Origin of the sequence: Rubrivivax benzoatilyticus JA2 = ATCC BAA-35 (assembly GCF_000190375.1) — a bacterium.
Lineage (GTDB): Bacteria > Pseudomonadota > Gammaproteobacteria > Burkholderiales > Burkholderiaceae_C > Rubrivivax > Rubrivivax benzoatilyticus.
Window position 1 is genome coordinate 1 of the sequence record NZ_AEWG01000019.1, and the last position, 18,240, is coordinate 18,240.

Below are 18,240 nucleotides of genomic sequence, written 5' to 3' on the forward strand. Positions count from 1 at the left end.
GCAACTGGCCGCCACTGAGCAGCGCCGCGATCACGCGCCGGGCATCGTCGTCAGACGGCGGCAAACCGTTCCGGCGGACGATTCGTCCGAAGATCGGTGTCTGTTTCAACCATGCGATGACATCGGCCAGGCGACGCTGCCGATGTTCAAGCATGTGAAACATCAACAGAGCCCGTTCCGCGTACGAAGCGTGTCGCCCCGGAAGCCGTCGGAACGCTTCGAGCCTCTGCCGGCTGTGTGCTACCGCGCCGGCGACGTCGGTGAATGCACGGCCATGGCCCGGAATGACGATGCGCGGGGCCAGTTGTTCGATCGACTCGAGCGCCGCCAACGCGTCGAGATAACCCGTGTCGTCCCCGTCGAGTGACGGAAACACGATCGCGACGCGCTCCTCCCACAGCGCGTCACCGCTGATCAGAACCGCGCTGTCGGGTTGAAACAGCATGAGCGTGTCGGGATCGTGCCCGCCAGCCGGGACCAGCGTCCAGCGGTAGGCTCCCAGCATGATCGAGTCGCCGGCTCGAAGGCCGATATCAGGCCGAAATCGCGGGCATGACTGCCCCGTGTCGAGATAACTCAAGCGCCGTTCGTCCCAGCAAGCCGCGGCGTCGAAACTCGCCTCGTGGATGCAGACCTCGCTGCCCCAGCGTCGCTGCAGCAGCGCGTTGCCGCCGACATGGTCGGAATGCAGGTGGGTATTGACGATGCGTTCGACGGGGGCGCTCGCTAGAACTCGCTCGAGCAGTTCCAGCGTCTGCGCGGCGTGGCTGACATACCCGCTGTCGATCAAGGTCGGTGGGGTGTGCCGGGTGGCACCGAAAAGCAGATTGTTCGAGGACAGCCAGCCGCGTTCGATGAGGCTGAGGCCAAGCTGCGCGAAGACCGGGGCGATGACCGATGCCGACTCCATCCGCGGGCATTGTCCCGGGCCGGCGCGATCCTGCCCTCGGTAGGGACGAGCAGTCGTGCGCTCAGGGCAGGGCCGACAGCTCGCGCGCCGCACGAGGCGAAGCGAGGTCGACGGCAAAGAGCAGCGCGGCAAGGTCGCGTTCACGTTCGGCGATGGTCTGCAGAAACGCGTCGGCGCCCTTCATCGCTCGAAACGTGTCGAAGCCGGCTTCCAGGAAACGCTGCAGCGCCGGAAGTCCCGCCGCCCTTGCTGGTGCCCGCATCAGCCGCAGGCTGTGACGCAGGATCGGATTGCGGGTGTAGCGGTCCAGCGCGCTGCCGACCTGCAGCATCAGCTCGATCTGCCGCGCCCTGACCTGCGGCCGTCCGACCGTCTGCCAGGCGCTGGCGTACTGCCGTGCGTCCAGCGAGTTGGAGCCGGTGGCCGCACCCATGGCCGAGTCCATCTCCTCGGACAACGCATGCAACTCGGACAAGGCCTTCACGGTTCCGACGAGCTCCTGGGGGAAGAGCCTCACGAGACCGGGCACGACGCGCGCGAACTGCGTGTCGCGGTCGCTGAAGTCCTGGGGCCCGTACAGCTCGTCGAGGAAAAAACGCGCCGATTCGGCGTAGCGCGGCTGGCTCAGAAGGTCCGCGTAGGTTCGTGCAAACCGGGAGTGCTGATAGGCCTTGACCGCCAGCGTGCTGGCCTCGAGGCCGGCATCGGCTTCTCGACGCTGACGCTCGGCGGCGACCTTCTCCAGGTTCTCCAGGATCGCAAGACCGTCGGGTGACACGGGGATCTTGTTTGCACTGCGCAAACCCGCAGCGCCCCGATGATGCAACATGGCGGGAGATGGACCTTCCTCGATACCTCAACACCTGTTGCGGCGCGGGTGCCGGCCGATAGAACCCGCCGCCAGATGCGTCTCGCGAGAATCCAACAAGCCACGACGATAGGTGGCGTTCTGCTGGCGTTCGGCTGGGCGGTGCATGCCCTGGCCGAGGGCCGCCCGTTCGCGGCGGCCGGGGGCGCGCTGCTGATCTCCCTGGCGTATGCCGCAGTGCTGGCGCTGGAGTTCGCCTGCCTGCGCCTGGCCCACGGCGACGATCCGGCGCCCAGGCCGAGCCATCGCCAACTGCTGCGAGCGTGGTGGGGCGAGGTTCGCTCCGCCCCGCGCGTGTTCTGCTGGCAGCAGCCGTTTTGCAGCCGCCGCTGGCCCGATCACCTGCCGGCCGACGCCACCGGCCGGCGCGGCGTGGTGTTCGTGCACGGCTTCGTGTGCAACCGGGGGGTCTGGAATGGCTGGCTGGCGCGTTTGCGTGCCGCGGGCGTGCCCTATGCCGCCGTCGACCTCGAGCCTGTCTTCGGCTCGATCGACGCCTACGTCGAGACGATCGAGCTTGCCGTCCAGGCCGTCGAACGAACGACGGGACGACCTCCTGTCATCGTCGCTCACAGCATGGGCGGCCTGGCGCTGCGCCGATGGTGGGCCGAGCGCGGCGATCTGCAGCGCGTGCACCGCGCGATCACCCTGGGCACACCGCACCGCGGCACCTGGCTGGCGCGCTTCGCGTTCTCGCTCAACGGCCGCCAGATGCGCATCGGCTCGGGCTGGCTGCAAAGCCTGCAGCAGCGCGAGCCGCCGGGTCTCGCCGGGGCGCTGACCTGCTTCTACAGCCATTGCGACAACATCGTGTTCCCGCCGTCGACGGCGACTTACCCAGGGGCCGACAACCGGCACCTCGAGGGCGTCGCCCACGTCGACATGGTCGACCGTGCCGAACCCTGGAACGAGTTGCAGCGCTGGCTCGCCGATCAGGCCTGAAGCGCCGGCCGGTCGCCGGTGGCGGCCTGTCCGGCCTCGATTTCGCCGCTTGCCTGGATCGACTGCTTCACGCGCTCGTAAAGCGGCGTGAAGTCCGGCTCGCAGGCCCGGAACAGGTCCTCGAAGCTGTCGATGACGAAGTAGGTCGGCTGGAAGCTGTCGATGCGGTAGCGGCTGCGCATCATGCGATGCATGTCGAACGCCAACCGCCTCGGGCCGGTCGCGCGCACCGCGTGAACGAGTTCGCTCCCCGAGCTGAGCAGGCCCGCGCCATACGCGCGCCAGCCATCGGGCGACGCGATGAGGCCGAACTCCACCGTGTACCAGTACAGCCGGGCGAGCAGTTCGCAGGCCCCAAGGCCCGAGGCCTTCATGGCGCCGGCGCCATAAGCCTGCATGAAGTCGGCGAAGACCGGCTCGAACAGCAGCGGAACGTGGCCGAAGAGGTCGTGGAACAGGTCCGGCTCGACGATGTAGTCGAACTCCTCCGGACGCCGCAGCCAGTCGGTCACCGGAAAGCGACGCCGCGCCAGCAGGCTGAAGAACGCCTCCTCCGGAATCAGGCCGGGAACGGCGACGAGCCGCCAGCCGGTGGCCGCTTCCAGCCGGTCGGAAACCCGCTCGAACCGCGGAATGCGCTCCGCCGGGCCGAGGTGAGCAAGCGCCCGCACGAAGGCGTCGCAGGCGTGGCCGTCGAGCAGCGCGCACTGGCGGGCGTGAAGACGCTGATAAAGCGCATGCTCGGCTTCGCTGTAGGACGCCCAGTCCTGCTCGCAGCAGTAGTCGGCGCCGGCGCGGGTGTAGTCGCCCCGCGGCGGACGCTCACCCTCGCCGTAGGTCGCCGGAGCGCATCCGGCCGGGTTTCGGGCGGCGTCGACTAGCCTCATGCGATGACCCCAGGGCTGCGGCGGGATGCCGCACCGTCACTCTAGACGGCCGCCGACGCAGGATGTCGCCGTTCTCGGGTCTTGATGGCTGTCAAGGCGCACGAAAACTGCAAGAATGCCCCGATGGATCCTTCCGACCCGCTCGACGCCGTGGACCGACGCATCCTGCAGGTGCTGCAGTCGCAGGGCAGGATCACCTACGACGAACTCGCCGCGCGTGTCTCGCTGTCACCCAGTGCGGCGCTGCGCCGTGTGAAGCGGCTCGAGGACGGCGGCGTGATCTCGGGCTACGTCGCGCTGCTGGCGCCGGAGCGTGTCGGGCTGGCACTCACCGCCTATCTGACGGTGCGGCTGGAGAAACACAGCGACCCGCTGGCACGCAGCCCGCTGGACCAGTTCGCGGCCGCGGTCGAGGTCTGGCCCGAAGTCGTGGAGTGTGTGGCGCTCAGCGGCGACATCGACTACCTGCTGCGAGTCGTCGTTCAGGACATGGCGCACTACTCGCGCTTCGTGATGGACACGCTGCTCAAGCACCCGTCGGTGCGGGACTGCAAGACCAGCTTCGTGCTGCAGCGTCTGAAGACGACGACCGCGCTGCCGCTGTAGCGGCTATTCGTCGATGTCGCGCAGCAGGGCCCAGGTGGGCTCGATGCGCATGTTCAGCAGCGAGGCGATCTCGACGATATCGTCCGGGATCGCCGGATTGTCCCAGCCGGACGAGGTGTGACGCGCCAGGCGGATCGCCAGCAGCACGTTGCGCACCTGCACCGACTCGGACTGGCGCGCATTGGTGATCTTCACCAGCAGCGGCGGCAGCCGCCATTGCGTCATCAAGGCCTGCTGCAGGTCGGGCAGGTGAATGTTGAGCACGCGCTCCTGGGCCACCACGCTGCGCAGGGCCGGGTCCTCGGCCTGCAGGCGGGCGATCTCCAGCGCCAGCGTCGGGGCGTGCAGCCACAGCAGCAGTTCGGTGAAGTCGTGCAGCAGCGCCGCCTCGCGGATCACGGCGACGTCGTGGTCCATGCGGTGCACGGCGAAGGCGGTGGCGAAGTTGGCGGCGCGGTGAGCCCGGATGAGCACCTTCCTGAAGCCTTCGAGCGCCTCGGGCTGATCGCCCAGCCAGTCCTCGACGACGGAGGAGTCGGCGAACAGGCGGAAGAAGGGTGCGATGCCGACCATCACCAGCGCGGCGGTCACCGTCTCGATGTCGCCGCGGGTGTCGAAATGGCTTCGCCGCTGCAGGCTGGCCACGTGCGACAGCAGCTTCAGCGTCAGCAGCGGGTCGGCCGCGACCGTCTCGGTCAGCAGGTGCGCGTCGACCTCGTCCTCGTTCTCGCGCAGGCTCTGCAGCGTGGCGGCCGTGTCGGCGAGGATCGGCATGGCCATCGGGTCGAACCGCCGCGCCCAGCCCGCCACGTCGTGCGCGGGTGTCGCGTACGTCAGGGGGCGGGCAGCGGGCGGGGTGGTCATGAGGACACTCTACGCGTTCTTATCGGTCGCGTCGTGCCGACACTTGAGCCCCGCCGGCACGATCACAGGCGCGTGACGCCCGGGATTCGGGCGACGAGCTCGCCGTCGAGGTAGAGCGCACCTTCGAGTGCGTCGGCCTCGGCATGGAACTCGAGCACGGCGTCGCCGTCCGGGCGGGCGGCCTCGGTCTGCAGCCAGCGTGCCAGCAGGGCGAGCCCGCGGCTGGCGGCCTCGAGAGTGCGTGCGCTGGCGCGTCGGATGGGCCCGGGGCCGGCGGGCAGCAGCAGCGGGGCGGTGGTTCTCATCGTCGTCTCCATCGGGCCGCCGTGCCAGAGGCGTGCGACCCGTTCTGTTCAGGGGCTGTGGCTGCAGGCCGCGGCCTGCAGTTCGCGGCGCAGTGCGTGGCGCTCGCGCTGGCGCCGGGCGCCGGCTTCGGCGCGGTGTGCGCCGGCGCGGCGCCGGCAGGCGGCCAGGGCGAACGGATGGCGCGGCTTCAAGGTCGGCAGGGACTTCATCTCGGATCTCCTCGTCAACGGGACGCAGGCCTCGGCATCGAGCGGCCGAGGTGGCGGGCAGGGCCCTGGACGGGCTCGGCAAAAGGCTGGGTTTGGCGAGCGCGAAGGGCGGGCTTCGACGCCCAGGACTCGCGGGGCACCGCAGCACGGGGAACGTGATGCAGTGGACTTGCGCCAATGATAAAGACAACGTTATCAAACGGGCAAGCGCCGGTCGTGCTTCAACGTGGGGGGAGCGTTTGCCCCAGGGCGGGTTCTCCGACGATCGGGACTTCGGGGCGACGAGCGTCGACCGGAACGCCGGCGCCATGCCGCCGCCGTGCGCATGGCGGCGGCGGGCGCGAGCAGCGCGGTCCGCGCTGGTGTGCGCCGGGCGCTTCCTGGCCTGTCGGCCGGGGCTACTTGCGGGGCTTCAGCGGCGCGACACCGGCCTGCGCGCGGCGCCAGAGTTCGCCGGGATCGTCCGCCGGGGTGGGTTGCGTGCTGCGCGCCGGCGGCCGCACGACGCCGGGGGCCAGCGGGCGTTCGGGCGCCTCGGGTGCGGGGGGGCCGGCGGCGTCAGCACCTCGCCGAGCAGGTCGAGCAGCCGCGTGCGTGCACGCTGCGGATGCCGTCGGTAATAGGTCAGCACCAGGCCGACGATGAAGCGCTCGTCGTCGTCGCGCGGCAGATTGTCGGCCGGCGGCGGCAGCACGCCGGCGGCGGGCATCGCGGCGTCGGCGCCGCGTTCGGCGCCGCTCTCGTGCGGCACGTCCATCCAGCCGCGCGGCTTCTGGCACAGCTGCTCGAACTGGCGCGCCAGGCGTTCGCCGATCTGCCGCGAGCGGCTCTTGATCTGGCTCCAGTAGCTCGGCTGGATCTGCACGCGCTCGGCGAAACGGCGTTCGAGCCCACGCAGCGTGGCGGCGTCGGCGTGGCGCGCGGTCTGGCGCACGAACTCCTCGAACAGTCGGAGCGCGTTGTCCAGGCGCACCTGCGCGAGATCGGGAGCGGCCGTTTGCATCACCCGGGATGATAAAGCCCGGTTCAGCAGGCGCCCGTGCCGTTCAGCCTTGCAGCTCGTAGACGATGGGCGCGTCGGATTCGCACTCGACGGGCCGGCCGTTGTCGGTGCACGGGACGAAACGTGCCTGGCGCATCGCGCCCAGGGCCTGCTCGTCCAGGCGCGGGAACCCGGAAGAGCGCCGCAGCGTCACGCTGCGTGGATGGCCGTGCACATCGACGACGACCCTCAGCACGACGGTGCCCGATTCACGCAGACGCCTCGAGGCCAGCGGCACCGCCACGGGTGGCTCGGCCAGGTACCGCAGCGCGCTGGCCGGCACCTGGCGGATGCTCGGCGTGACCGGGGCCGGCGCCGGCGCCGCTGCGGGCGGCGGTGCCACCGGCTCGGCGGGTGCGGCGGCGACCCGGATCGTCTCGGCCGGCGCTTCGCGCTGGATCGCCACCTCGGGCACCGGCACGGTCGCCAGCGGGGGCGGCGTGTTCGCCGGCCGCGGTATCAGCGGCTCGGGTTGTGGTTCACGAGGCGCCACCGGGGCCACGATCTGCACCACCAGCGGTGCGGCGCTGGCCACGGCGCGCTCGAGCACGCCGAACTCCAGGGCCAGCCAGAACAGCCCGAGGTGGGCTGCGATGACGACAAGGCTGAACGCCGGCCGCCTGCGGCTCGGCGGCAGCTGCGGTGCCAGGGTCATCGTGTTCATGCGATGACTCTAACATGAATGCGAATGATTCGTATCCGGCAGCGGTCCGCTTGGGACCGACCGGCCCCGCGCGGTGCGGGGCCGAGTTCAGCGCGGCATCACGCCGCGGGACGGTCGCGGTTGATCCTGGGAGCCGTCTTCAGGCTCCAGATCATCGTCACCGCGAGGATCGCCGCGACGACGCCCAGAGACACCAGCACCGGGATCTTGAAGACGTCGATCAGCACCATCTTCGTGCCGATGAAGGTCAGGATCACCGCCAGGCCGTAACCGAGCAGGTGGAACTTCTCGGCCGCCGCGGCGAGCAGGAAGTACATCGCGCGCAGGCCCAGGATCGCGAAGATGTTCGACGTGAGCACGATGAACGGGTCGGTCGTGATCGCGAAGATCGCCGGGATCGAGTCGACCGCGAAGATCACGTCGGTGATGCCGACCAGCGCGACGACCAGCAGCAGCGGCGTCGCGATGCGCTTGCCGTTCTCGACGGTGAAGAAGTTCTCGCCGTCGAGCTTCGGGCTCACCGGCATCACGCGGCGCAGCAGCTTCAGCGCCGGGTTGGCTTCCATGTCCGGGGCCTCGCCGGCGTGGCGCCACATCTTGATGCCGGTGACGATCAGGAACGCGCCGAAGACGTACAGCAGCCAGTGGAACTCGGCGATCAGCCAGGCGCCGAGCAGGATCATCACCGTGCGCAGCACGATGGCGCCGACGATGCCGATCATCAGCACGCGCTTCTGGAACTCCGGCGGGATCGCGAAGTACGAGAAGATCATCAGGAAGACGAAGATGTTGTCGACCGCCAGGCTCTTCTCGATCAGGTAGCCGGTCAGGAACTCCAGCGCGCGCGTGTTCGCGACCTCGGTGCCGTGGGTGCCCTGCAGCGCCCACCAGAACAACGCGTTGAAGGCCAGGCTCAGTGCCACCCAGACGACCGACCAGCGCAGCGCCTCACGCACACCGACCGCATGCGCGCCCTGATGGCGCATGACAACGAAGTCGACGACCAGCGCGACGACGACCGAGACGAAGAAGACGACCCACAACCACAGCGGCGCAATGCTCTCCACGAGACCTCCAGGAATGGCAACGAACGGACGATTCGTGCCGAAAGGTCTTGCGCGGGAGATCCCGTGCGGGCCCGGGAGCAGGGCGGCGGTGAGCCGGTGCTCCGTATTGACGGGGATCCGCGGCGCCCGGTGGGCGCCGGCTACTCCCCTTTCGACGGGGCGGATTCTAGGAACTGCCGTGCAAACCCCGCAGCCGGCGGGGTGAAGCGGACGGGGCGCCTCCCGGCGGCCCGCCCGTGGAGGCTTAGTCGTCTTCCTTGACCTGGTGCTGGCTCTGCAACTGCTGCTGCACCGTCGGCGGCACCGGGTCGTAGTGCGACAGCTCGATCGTGTAGCGGCCCTGGCCGGCGGTCATCGCGTTCAGGCGCGACTGGTAGCCCGAGAGCTCGGACATCGGCACCTGGCCGCGGATCACCACCGTGCCGCTCGCGGCGTTGGCGGTGCCGGTGACCAGGCCGCGTTTGGCCGACAGGTCGCCGGTGATGTCGCCCATCGCCGAGTCGGGCGCGACGATCTCGATCGTCACGATCGGCTCCAGCACGATCGGCCGGGCCTCGCGGATCGCCGCCATGAAGGCCTTGCGGCCGGCCGTGGCGAAGGCGATCTCCTTGCTGTCGACGCTGTGGCTCTTGCCGTCGTAGACGATGACACGCACGTCGACCACCGGGTAGCCGGCGATCGCGCCGCCGGCCAGCACCTCGCGCACGCCCTTCTCGACGGCGGGGATGAACTGGTTCGGGATCACGCCGCCCTTGACCTGGTCGAGGAACTCGAAGCCGGCGCCGCGCGGCAGCGGCTCGACCTTCAGGAACACCTCGCCGAACTGGCCGGCGCCGCCGGTCTGCTTCTTGTGGCGGTGGTGGCCCTCGGCGTTGGCGGTGATCGTCTCGCGGTAGGCGATGCGCGGCGGCCGCGTCGTGACCTCGAACTTGTAGACCTCGCGCAGGCGCTCCAGCAGCGTGCGCAGGTGCAGCTCGCCCAGGCCGTAGATCACGGTCTCGTTGGTCGTGGCGATGTGCTCGACCTTCAGGCACGGGTCCTCGTCGATCAGCTTGCCCAGGATCTCCCACATGCGCTGCTCGTCGCCGTGGCGCTTGGGGCCGATCGCCAGGCCGTGCACCGGCACCGGGAAGTCCAGCGGCTTGAGGTGGATGTGGTCGTCCTCGGCGGCGTCGTGCAGCACGGCGTCGAAGTGCAGCTCGTCGACCTTGGGCACGGCGACGATGTCGCCGGGCAGCGCGCGCGCCACCTCGACGTGCTCCTTGCCCTGCAGCAGGTACAGGTGCGTCACCTTGAACGGCTTGCGGCCGTCGCCGACGTAGAGCATCTGGTTCTGCTGCACCGTGCCCTGGTGGACGCGGAAGATGCCCATCTTGCCGACGTACGGGTCGACCGTGACCTTGAAGACGTGCGCCAGCACGTGTTTGGCCGGGTCGGGCTCGGCCTGCATCGGCACCGCGGCCGCACCTTCGCCGTTCAGGAACTCCGGCGGGTTGCTCTCGGTCGGGTTGGGCAGCAGCTTGACGATGACGTCCAGCAACTCGGCGACACCGGCGCCGGTGCGCGCCGAGACGAAGCACACCGGGATCAGATGGCCTTCGCGCAGCGCCTGCTCCAGCGGCTTGTGCAGTTCGGAGGCGTCGACGTCGCCGTCGTTGAGGTAGCGGTCGACGAAGTCGCCGTCGACCTCGACGACCTGCTCGACCAGCGCGCGGTGCGCTGCGTCGACCGAGCCGAAATCGCTGTGGCCCTCGCGGTTGTAGAAGCAGTCGACGACCTTCGTGCCGCCGGCGTCGGGCAGGTTCAGCGGCAGGCACTCCTTGCCGAAGGCGGCCTGGATCTGCGCCAGCAGGCCCGGCAGGTCGACGCCGGCGGCGTCGATCTTGTTGACGACGACGATCCGGTCGAGATGGCGCGACGCGGCGTAGTCCATCATGCGCTGCGCCATCGGCTCGATGCCGGTGCTGGCGTTGATGACGATCGCGGCGGTCTCCACCGCCTCCAGCGCCGGCAGGCTCTGGCCGAGGAAGTCCGGGCCGCCGGGGGTGTCGATGAAGTGGATGCGCGTGTCGGCGTGCGTCAGGTGCATCACGCTGGCGTTCAGCGAGTGCTGCATGCGCTTCTCGAGCGGGTCGTGGTCGCTGACGGTGCTGCCGCGTTCGATGCTGCCGGCGGCGCCGATCGCGCCGCTGCGTTGCAGCAGGGCCTCGGCCAGGGTGGTCTTGCCTGCGGCCGAGGGGCCGACGAAAGCCAGCGTGCGGATCGACTCGATGCCTACGCTTGCGCCAGACAGGGTGCTGGGCATGCTCTTCTCCTTCGCGTTCGGCCGCTTGGCGGCCTGAGTTTTGTCAACGGATAGGCCGAGTTCAGGTTAAGGGATCGCCCCAGGCGACACAAGCCGGTCACCTGCCGGCCGCTTGAGCCGGCGCAAGCCGTCAACCCCGGGTTCGCCCGCGCTGTGGCCGCCGCGCGGCAGGCACTAGCCTCCCTGCGACGATGACGTACGAGCCCGCCCGCGCCGCCGTGCACGCGCCGCGCCGCGTGCTGCCGGTCATCGTGCTGGCGCAGCTGGCCGGCACCTCGACCTGGTTCGCCGCCAACGCCGTGATGCCCGAGCTGCAATCGGCCTACGGCTGGCCGTCGACGGCCGTCGGCACGCTCACGTCAGCGGTGCAACTGGGCTTCATCGCCGGGGCGCTGCTGTTCGCGCTGCTGGCGGTCGCCGACCGTTTCCCGGCGCGGCTCGTGTTCCTCGTCTGCGCGCTGGCCGGCGCCGGCTGCGCGGCGATGGCGCGGCGGCATGCGGCCGACTTCGACACGCTGCTCGTCTGGCGCACGCTGGGCGGCTTCTGCCTGGCGGGCATCTATCCGGTGGGCATGAAGCTCGCGGCGCTGTGGTTCCCGCGCGGGCTGGGACCGGCGCTGGGGCTCCTGATCGGCGCGCTGATCCTGGGCAGCGCCAGCCCGCATGCGCTGCGCGCGCTGTCCGCCGGCTGGCCTTGGAGCGTGGTCTTCGACGGGGTCGCGCTGGCGTCGGCGGCCGCCGGCCTGCTGGTCTTCCTGCTGGTGCCCGAACCGCCGCATCCACGCGCCTCTGGTTCTGGCCTGCCGCTGCGTGCGCTGTGGGCCGCGGCGACCGACCGGCGCGTGCGTGCGTCGATCCTCGGCTACTTCGGCCACATGTGGGAGCTCTACACGATGTGGGTGCTGGTGCCGGCGGTGCTGGCGACGCGGCTGGCCGGCGCTTCGCTGTCCTGGGCGGCTTTCGTCGTGCTCGGTGCCGGCGCGATCGGCTGCGCCGGCGGCGGCTGGCTGGCCACGCGCTGGGGCAGCGCGCGTGTCGCTGGCACGCAGCTCGCGACCAGCGGCCTGTGCTGCCTGCTTGCACCCTGGCTGCTGCACGCGCCGGCGCCGCTGTTCGGCGCCTGGCTCGTGCTCTGGGGCATCACGGTGGCCGGCGACTCGCCGCAGTTCTCGGCGCTGACGGCGACGAACGCGCCGCCGGCGCTGGTCGGCAGCGTGCTGACGCTGGCCAACAGCATCGGCTTCGCGATCTCGATCGCCAGCATCCAGCTCCTCGTCGCCGCGGCGGCGCGCTGGCCGCTGGAGGCGGTGCTGCCGGCGCTGGCGATCGGCCCCGCGCTGGGGCTGATCGCGCTGCGCCCGCTGCTCACTCGTGGCGCAGGGCCTCGATAGGGTCCAGGCGCGCGGCACGCCGCGCCGGCACGAAGCCGAAGACGACGCCGATCGCCGCCGAGAAGCCGAAGGCCAGCAGGTTGATGCCGAGCTGGAACTCGTAAGGCACGGACAGCAGCGCCGAGATGCCGATCGACGCCCCGGTCGCCAGCACCAGACCGACCAGCCCGCCCAGCGCCGCCAGCACCACGGCTTCGATCAGGAACTGCGCCAGCACCTCGCGTTCCATCGCGCCGATCGCCAGCCGCAGGCCGATCTCGCGTGTGCGCTCGGTGACGCTGACCAGCATGATGTTCATGATGCCGATGCCGCCGACGAGCAGGCTGACCGCGGCCACCGCGCCGAGCAGCGAGGTCAGCAGCTTGGTCGTGCCCGACAGCGTGTCGGCCACCTGCTGGGTGTCGAGCACGTTGAAGTTGTCGTCGTCGTTGGGGCCCAGCTTGCGGCGCTCGCGCAGCAGCTCGGTGATGCCGGCCTTCACGCGTTCGGCGTCGCTGCCGTCGCGGCGCGACACCAGCAGGGTCTGCACGCGTGTGCTGCCGGTCAGCCGGCGCTGCGCGGTGTAGGCCGGCACGGTGATGATGTCGTCCTGATCCATGCCCATCGCGCCCTGGCCCTTGGACGCCAGCAGGCCGATGACGCTGCAGCTGAACTGCTTGACGCGGATGCTGCGCCCCAGCGGGTCGGCGTTGGCGCCGAACAGCTCGCGCCGCACCGTCTGGCCGATGATGCAGACCGCTGCGCCGGCGTCCAGCTCCGCCTGCTCGAACATGCGGCCGGCGGCGATCTTCCAGTTGCCGGCCGGGAAGTAGTCGTTGTTGCTGCCGGTGACGGTGGTGGCCCAGTTGCGGTTGTCGGCAACGACGGTGACGCTGGAGCGCACCTCGGGCGCGACTGCGGCGACGCCGCCGATCTGGGTGGCGATCGCGGTCGCGTCGGCGAGCTTGAACGAAGGCCCGCCGGAGAAGCCGCCCGGCCCCAGGCGCTGGCCCGGGCGCACCATCAGCAGGTTGCTGCCCAGGCTCTGGATCTGCGTCTGCACGGCCTTGGTCGCGCCGTTGCCCACCGTGACCATGGTGACGACGGCGGCCACGCCGATGACGATGCCCAGCGTCGTCAGCACCGAGCGCATCAGGTTGCGCCGGATCGCGCGCAGCGCCAGCAGCAGCGTGTTCAGCAGCATCGTTCGGCCTCCGCGACCCGTTCGTCGCCGGCGATCAGGCCGTCGCGGAAACGCACGATGCGCTGCGCGTAAGCGGCCATGTCGGGCTCGTGCGTGACCATCACGACGGTGATGCCGTGATCGCGGTTCAGCGCGACCAGCAGCGACATCACCTCGCGGCCGCGTTCGCTGTCGAGGTTGCCGGTCGGCTCGTCGGCGAGCAGCAGCGTCGGCTCGGTGACGATGGCGCGTGCGATCGCCACCCGCTGCTGCTGGCCGCCCGAGAGCTCGGCCGGCGTGTGGTGCTCCCAGCCCGCGAGGCCGACCTGTGCGAGCGCACGCCGCGCCGCGGCGTGGCGCTGCTTGGCGCCTTCGCCGCGGTACAGCAGCGGCAGCTCGACGTTCTCCTGCGCGCTGGTGCGCGCCAGCAGATGGAAGCCCTGGAAGACGAAGCCGATGTGGCGACGGCGCAGCAGCGCACGCTGGTCGCGGCTGAGGCCCGTGACCTCGACGCCGCGGAAGCGGTAGCTGCCGCCGGTGGGCGTGTCCAGGCAGCCGATCAGGTTCATCACCGTCGACTTGCCCGAGCCGCTGGGGCCCATCACCGCCGTGAACTCGCCGGCCGGGATCGACAGGTCGACGCCGCGCAGCGCGCGGAACGCGGCGCTGCCTTCGCCGTAGGTCTTGGTGATGCCCGCGAGTTCGAGCAATGCCGTCATTGCGCCGCGCTCGCCTGATCGGTGATGACCGCCAGCCCCTCGGCGACGCCGTCGCCCGAGACCTCGGTCATGCGGCCGTCGGACAGGCCCTTGCGGACTTCCAGCGCCACCGGCTGGCCGTCCTTGAGCACCCAGATCGTGCCCTTGCCGCTGTCGGAGCTGCGGCCGGGGCCGCCCAGCGAACGCCGCGGCCCGCTCATGCCCGGCGGGCGCGGCATCAGCTTGGACATGATGCCGTCGTTGCCGCCGCCGGCGCCCGGCGCGGCGGCCAGGTTGGGCTTGAAGCGCAGCGCGCTGTTGGGCACCAGCAGCACGTTCTCGCGTTCGGTCGCGGCGATCGTCGCCGTCGCCGTCATGCCCGGGCGCAGCGACAGGTCGGCGTTGTCGACCTCGAGGTCGGTGGTGTAGGTGACGACGTTGTCGGTCTTGGTCGAGCCGAAGGCCACGCGCGTGATGCGCGCCGGGTACTGGCGCCCGGGTTGCGCGGCGACGGTGAAGCGCGCCTTCTGGCCCTGGCGCACCTGGCCGACGTCGGCCTCGTCGACGTCGACCGAGAGCTTCATCTTCGTCAGGTCCTCTGCCAGCGTGAACAGCGTCACCGCCTGCAGCGACGCGGCGACCGCGTTGCCCGGCTCGACGCTGCGCGCCAGCACCGTGCCGTCGATCGGCGAGCGGATCGAGGCCTTGGCGAGGTTGGTCTCGTTGGTCGACAGCGCCGTCTGCACCTGGGCCACGCTGGCCTGCGCGGCGGCCAGGTCGGCTTCGGCGCGCAGCGCCGTGGCGCGTGCGCTGTCGAGCTCGGCCGCCGACGGCACCTTGCCGCCGGACAGGCGCGACACCTCCTCGTAGCGCGCGAGGTTGGCACGCGCCTCGGCCAGCGTCGCTTCGGCCTGGCGGCGCTGGGCCATCGCGGCCTGCAGGTTGGCGCGCGAGCCGTTGACCGAGTCGCGCAGCTTGGCGGTGTCCAGCTCGACCAGCACCTGGCCTTTCTTGACGCGGTCGTTGACGTCGACGAGCACGCGCGCCACGGTGCCCGACAGCTCGCTGCCGACGGCCACCGAGCGTGTCGGCTGCAGCGTGCCGGTGGCGGTGACGGTGATGGCCAGCGTGCCGCGTGCCAGCGGCGTGGTGACGAAACGCGGCGCGGCGTTGCTCGCGGCGCGCTTCTGCGCCACGACGATGCCGGCGGCCACCAGCACCGCGGCGCCGGCGAGCAGCCAGACGGTGCGGCGGCGCCACCAGGGGCGGTGGGCCTCGGCGCCCAGCAGGGCCTGGACGTCGTTCGGATCGGTCTTCGGTTCGGTCATGGTCTCGTCGCCTCGGCGGTCCAGCCGCCGCCCAGGCCCTTGTACAGACGCACTCCGGCGAGTGCGAGATCGGTGCGGGCGCCGGCCAGCGAGCTGCGTGCCGACAGCAGGCTGCGCTCGGCGTCGAGCAGCGTGCCGAAGTCGATCAGCCCGCTGCGGTAGCGCGCGCGTGCCAGTTCGGCGGCGTTGGCGGCGGCTTCGGCGGCACGCTCCAGCGCGGCGACCCGTTCGCCGCCGCGGTCCAGCGCAACGAGGTTGTCCTCGACGTCGCCGAGCGCCGCGAGCACCGCCGCGCGGTAGCTCGCGCGGGCCGCGTCCAGCGTTGCCTGCTGGGCCTCGACGCGGGCGCGCGCGGCGCCGCCGTCGAAGACCGGCCAGCTGATGCCGGCCAGCACGCTGGCGGCGACCGCACCGGCACCGCCCAGGCCCGACCAGGTCGCGGCGCGCAGCGCCAGGCTGCCGCTGAGGCTGAGGTCGGGCAGGCGGTCGGCTCGCCGCGCGTCCAGCGTCGCCAGCGCCGAGGCGACCGTCCATTCGGCGGCCAGCAGGTCGGGGCGGCGGCGCAGCAGATCGGCCGGCACGCCGGCCGGCAGCGCCTGCAGCGACGGTGCCGCCTCGGGCGCGGTGGCCAGGCGTTCGCCCAGCGTCGCCGGGGCGCGGCCGAGCAGGATCGCGAGCGCGTTCTCGGTCTGTTGCAGCGTGGTCTGCAGCGCCGGCAGCTGGGCACGCGTCTGCTCGAGGCTGGCGCGCGCCTGTTCGGCGTCGACGGCGCTCGCCAGCCCGGCCTGCACGCGCCACTGCACCAGCTGCAGCGTCTGCGCCTGGCTGGCGGCGGACTCGCGCGCGATGGCGTACTGCTCGCGTGTGCCGCGCCACTGCAGGTAGGCGATGGCGGTTTCGGCGGCAACGGCCAGGCGCGTGGCCTGCAGCGTCGCGCCGGCGGCGGCGAAATCGGCCGCGGCGGCGGTGGCCGTGCTGGCGTTGGCGCCGAAGAAGTCAGGCTCCCAGCTCGCGTCCAGGCCCGCCGAGAGCTGGCGGGAGTAGTTCTCGCCGGAGCGCACGCGCCCGCCGCTGGCCGAGCTGCCCAGCTGCGGCAGGCGGCCGGCGTCGGCCAGGTCGCGCTGCGCCCGGGCGCGCTCGACGTTGGCGCGCGCCGAGGCCAGGTCCAGGTTGGTGGCCAGCGCCTCGTCGACCAGCGCCAGCAGCAGCGGGTCGCCGAAACCGGCCCACCAGTCGCCGTCGTGGACGGCGCCGGCCGGTGCACGGCTCCAGCCGGCCGGCAGCGTCGGCGCGATCTGCGCCCGGTCGGCGGGCGTGGGGGGCAGGGTGCTGGCGCAGGCGCCCAGCAGGGCGGCCAGCGCCAGCGGCGCCAGCCGGTATCGGTGTCGGCTCGTCACGGGGAGGTTGTAAGACACGGTTGCCGACAGTCTGCGGCTCCCGTGTAAAGAAACGCTTACTGGAACGCGACCTCGGCGAAACTGCGCAGCTTTCTGCTGTGCAGCCGGCCCGGTTTTTCCTCGCGCAGCAGCTCCACCGCGCGCATGCCGATGCGCAGGTGCTGGTCGACACGCTCGCGGTAGAAGGTGTTGGCCATGCCGGGCAGCTTGATCTCGCCGTGCAGCGGCTTGTCGCTGACGCACAGCAAGGTGCCGTAGGGCACGCGGAAGCGGAAGCCGTTGGCGGCGATCGTCGCGCTCTCCATGTCCAGCGCCACGGCGCGGCTCTGGCTGAAGCGGCGCTCGGGTGTCGTCGCCGCGTTGCGCCCGGGCAGCAGCTCCCAGTTGCGGTTGTCGGTGCTGGCCACGGTGCCGGTGCGCATCACGCGCTTGAGCTCGTAGCCCGAGAGCCGGGTGACCTCGGCCACCGCCTGCTCCAGCGCCAGCTGCACCTCGGCCAGCGGCGGGATCGGCACCCACAGCGGCAGTTCCTCGTCGAGCACGTGGTCCTCGCGCACGTAGCCGTGGGCGAGCACGTAGTCGCCGAGCTGCTGCGTGTTGCGCAGCCCGGCGCAGTGGCCGAGCATCAGCCAGGCGTGCGGGCGCAGCACCGCGACGTGGTCGGTGATGGTCTTCGCGTTCGACGGCCCGACGCCGATGTTGACCATCGTGATGCCGGCGTTGCCGGCGCCGACGAGGTGGTAGGCGGGCATCTGCGGCAGCCGCGGCGGCGCGACGCCAGCGTCGTCACCCGGCTCGGCCGGCAGGCCGGCGCGGCGCGTCAGCACGTTGCCCGGTTCGACGAAGGCGACATAGGGCGAGGCCGGATCGGCCATCGCCTCGCGGCCGAGCTTGATGAACTCGTCGATGTAGAACTGGTAGTTCGTGAACAGCACGAAGTTCTGGAAGTGCCCCGGCGCCGTGCCGGTGTAGTGGCGCAGGCGCTGCAGCGAGTAGTCCACGCGCGGCGCGGTGAACAGCGCCAGCGGCTGCGGCTCGCCGCGTGCCGGCTCGTGGGTGCCGTTGGCGATGCCGTCGTCCATCGCGCCGAGGTCGGGCAGGTCGAACAGGTCGCGCAGCAGCAGCCGCCGCGCCGGCTCCAGCGTGCCTTCGAGGTGGTCGCCCTCGCCGACGGCGAAGTGCAGCGGGATCGGCTGGGTGCTGGTGCCGACCTCCAGGTCGACGCCGTGGTTCGCCATCAGCAGCGTCAGCTGCTCGAGGTAGTAGCGCTCGAACAGGTCGGGCCGCGTCAACGTGGTCTCGTAGACGCCCGGGCCGGCGACGAAACCGTAGGACAGGCGCGAGTCGGCACGCGCGACGGTGCTGGTGCGCACGCGCACGAAGGGGTAGCAGGCGCGCACGTGGCCGTCGAGCGTGGCGCCGCCGACGTAGGCGCGCAGCTGCTCGCGCAGATAGGCGGTGCCGGCGTCGTAGATCTCGCGCACCCGGGCGAGGGCCGCGGCCGGGTCGTCGAAGCGGGCGGGGGCGATGAACGGGGCGTTCGGCATGGATCCCTGCAAGCCGGCGGTCGGGATGCCGCCGCCAGGCGAGTATC

18 protein-coding genes are annotated in these 18,240 nt (G+C 71.1%); 3 read left to right on the forward strand and 15 right to left on the reverse strand.

Features of this window, described 5'->3' with window-relative positions; all coding sequences use genetic code 11:
• Together RBXJA2T_RS01625 and RBXJA2T_RS01630 are read right to left on the reverse strand one after the other, a co-directional pair.
• Positions 1–910, reverse strand: a 910-nt coding sequence (locus RBXJA2T_RS01625; RefSeq protein WP_009855565.1) for an MBL fold metallo-hydrolase, incomplete at its 3' end; no start/stop codon positions are given.
• A 61-nt stretch (positions 911–971) separates the two neighbouring features.
• Positions 972–1,688, reverse strand: coding sequence for a DUF8198 family protein (locus tag RBXJA2T_RS01630; protein WP_009855566.1), 717 nt, complete (start codon positions 1,686–1,688; stop codon positions 972–974).
• A gap of 126 nt (positions 1,689–1,814) precedes the next feature.
• Between RBXJA2T_RS01630 and RBXJA2T_RS01635 the strand changes: the two genes are divergently transcribed.
• Positions 1,815–2,720, forward strand: a complete 906-nt coding sequence (locus RBXJA2T_RS01635; protein WP_029718564.1) for an esterase/lipase family protein — start codon at positions 1,815–1,817, stop codon at positions 2,718–2,720.
• Here RBXJA2T_RS01635 and phhA read toward each other — a convergent pair.
• The gene (gene phhA / locus RBXJA2T_RS01640; protein WP_009855568.1) at positions 2,711–3,607 is read right to left on the reverse strand and encodes a phenylalanine 4-monooxygenase; all 897 of its coding nucleotides are present in this window, start codon (positions 3,605–3,607) and stop codon (positions 2,711–2,713) included. The two genes, RBXJA2T_RS01635 and phhA, sit on opposite strands and share 10 nt — an antisense overlap.
• Positions 3,608–3,730: 123 nt before the next feature.
• Here phhA and RBXJA2T_RS01645 point away from each other — a divergent pair, with 123 nt between their 5' ends.
• Positions 3,731–4,213 (forward strand): Lrp/AsnC family transcriptional regulator, encoded by a 483-nt coding sequence (locus RBXJA2T_RS01645; protein WP_009855569.1) that lies wholly within the window; start codon positions 3,731–3,733, stop codon positions 4,211–4,213.
• A gap of 3 nt (positions 4,214–4,216) precedes the next feature.
• Here RBXJA2T_RS01645 and RBXJA2T_RS01650 read toward each other — a convergent pair whose 3' ends face one another.
• The 7 genes from RBXJA2T_RS01650 to fusA form a co-directional block, all read right to left on the reverse strand.
• On the reverse strand, positions 4,217–5,077 hold the full coding sequence (locus RBXJA2T_RS01650; RefSeq protein WP_029718563.1) for an HDOD domain-containing protein: 861 nt from the start codon (positions 5,075–5,077) through the stop codon (positions 4,217–4,219).
• Positions 5,078–5,139: 62 nt separating this feature from the next.
• On the reverse strand, positions 5,140–5,382 hold the full coding sequence (locus RBXJA2T_RS01655; protein WP_009855572.1) for a hypothetical protein: 243 nt from the start codon (positions 5,380–5,382) through the stop codon (positions 5,140–5,142).
• Between the two features lie 48 nt (positions 5,383–5,430).
• Positions 5,431–5,592: a hypothetical protein gene (locus RBXJA2T_RS20500; RefSeq protein ID WP_009855573.1), complete on the reverse strand. Its 162-nt coding sequence runs from the start codon at positions 5,590–5,592 to the stop codon at positions 5,431–5,433.
• A 412-nt stretch (positions 5,593–6,004) separates the two neighbouring features.
• On the reverse strand, positions 6,005–6,595 hold the full coding sequence (locus RBXJA2T_RS01660; RefSeq protein WP_009855574.1) for a hypothetical protein: 591 nt from the start codon (positions 6,593–6,595) through the stop codon (positions 6,005–6,007).
• Positions 6,596–6,638: 43 nt separating this feature from the next.
• Complete coding sequence (locus tag RBXJA2T_RS01665; RefSeq protein ID WP_009855575.1) at positions 6,639–7,298, reverse strand: energy transducer TonB; 660 nt, start codon at positions 7,296–7,298, stop codon at positions 6,639–6,641.
• Between the two features lie 98 nt (positions 7,299–7,396).
• A complete protein-coding gene (locus RBXJA2T_RS01670) occupies positions 7,397–8,365 on the reverse strand; it encodes a TerC family protein (RefSeq protein WP_029718561.1) in 969 nt (322 codons plus the stop codon).
• Positions 8,366–8,609: 244 nt separating this feature from the next.
• Positions 8,610–10,670, reverse strand: coding sequence for an elongation factor G (fusA, locus tag RBXJA2T_RS01675; RefSeq protein ID WP_009855577.1), 2,061 nt, complete (start codon positions 10,668–10,670; stop codon positions 8,610–8,612).
• A 191-nt stretch (positions 10,671–10,861) separates the two neighbouring features.
• Between fusA and RBXJA2T_RS01680 the strand changes: the two genes are divergently transcribed.
• On the forward strand, positions 10,862–12,061 hold the full coding sequence (locus tag RBXJA2T_RS01680) for an MFS transporter (protein ID WP_009855578.1): 1,200 nt from the start codon (positions 10,862–10,864) through the stop codon (positions 12,059–12,061).
• Here the strand turns inward: RBXJA2T_RS01680 and RBXJA2T_RS01685 are convergent.
• Genes RBXJA2T_RS01685 through RBXJA2T_RS01705 form a run of 5 tightly spaced genes read right to left on the reverse strand, consistent with a single transcriptional unit; the run spans position 12,036 to position 18,193 of the window.
• Positions 12,036–13,244 (reverse strand): ABC transporter permease, encoded by a 1,209-nt coding sequence (locus tag RBXJA2T_RS01685; RefSeq protein ID WP_009855579.1) that lies wholly within the window; start codon positions 13,242–13,244, stop codon positions 12,036–12,038. The genes RBXJA2T_RS01680 and RBXJA2T_RS01685 overlap by 26 nt on opposite strands.
• Complete coding sequence (locus tag RBXJA2T_RS01690; protein ID WP_029718560.1) at positions 13,235–13,942, reverse strand: ABC transporter ATP-binding protein; 708 nt, start codon at positions 13,940–13,942, stop codon at positions 13,235–13,237. Before RBXJA2T_RS01690 ends, RBXJA2T_RS01685 begins: the two co-directional genes overlap by 10 nt.
• On the reverse strand, positions 13,939–15,249 hold the full coding sequence (locus RBXJA2T_RS01695; protein ID WP_009855581.1) for an efflux RND transporter periplasmic adaptor subunit: 1,311 nt from the start codon (positions 15,247–15,249) through the stop codon (positions 13,939–13,941). The genes RBXJA2T_RS01690 and RBXJA2T_RS01695 overlap by 4 nt, the downstream gene beginning before the upstream one ends.
• Positions 15,246–16,646 (reverse strand): efflux transporter outer membrane subunit, encoded by a 1,401-nt coding sequence (locus tag RBXJA2T_RS01700; RefSeq protein WP_009855582.1) that lies wholly within the window; start codon positions 16,644–16,646, stop codon positions 15,246–15,248. The genes RBXJA2T_RS01695 and RBXJA2T_RS01700 overlap by 4 nt, the downstream gene beginning before the upstream one ends.
• 56 nt (positions 16,647–16,702) lie before the next feature.
• A complete protein-coding gene (locus tag RBXJA2T_RS01705) occupies positions 16,703–18,193 on the reverse strand; it encodes an AMP nucleosidase (RefSeq protein WP_009855583.1) in 1,491 nt (496 codons plus the stop codon).
• Positions 18,194–18,240 lie beyond the last annotated feature (47 nt).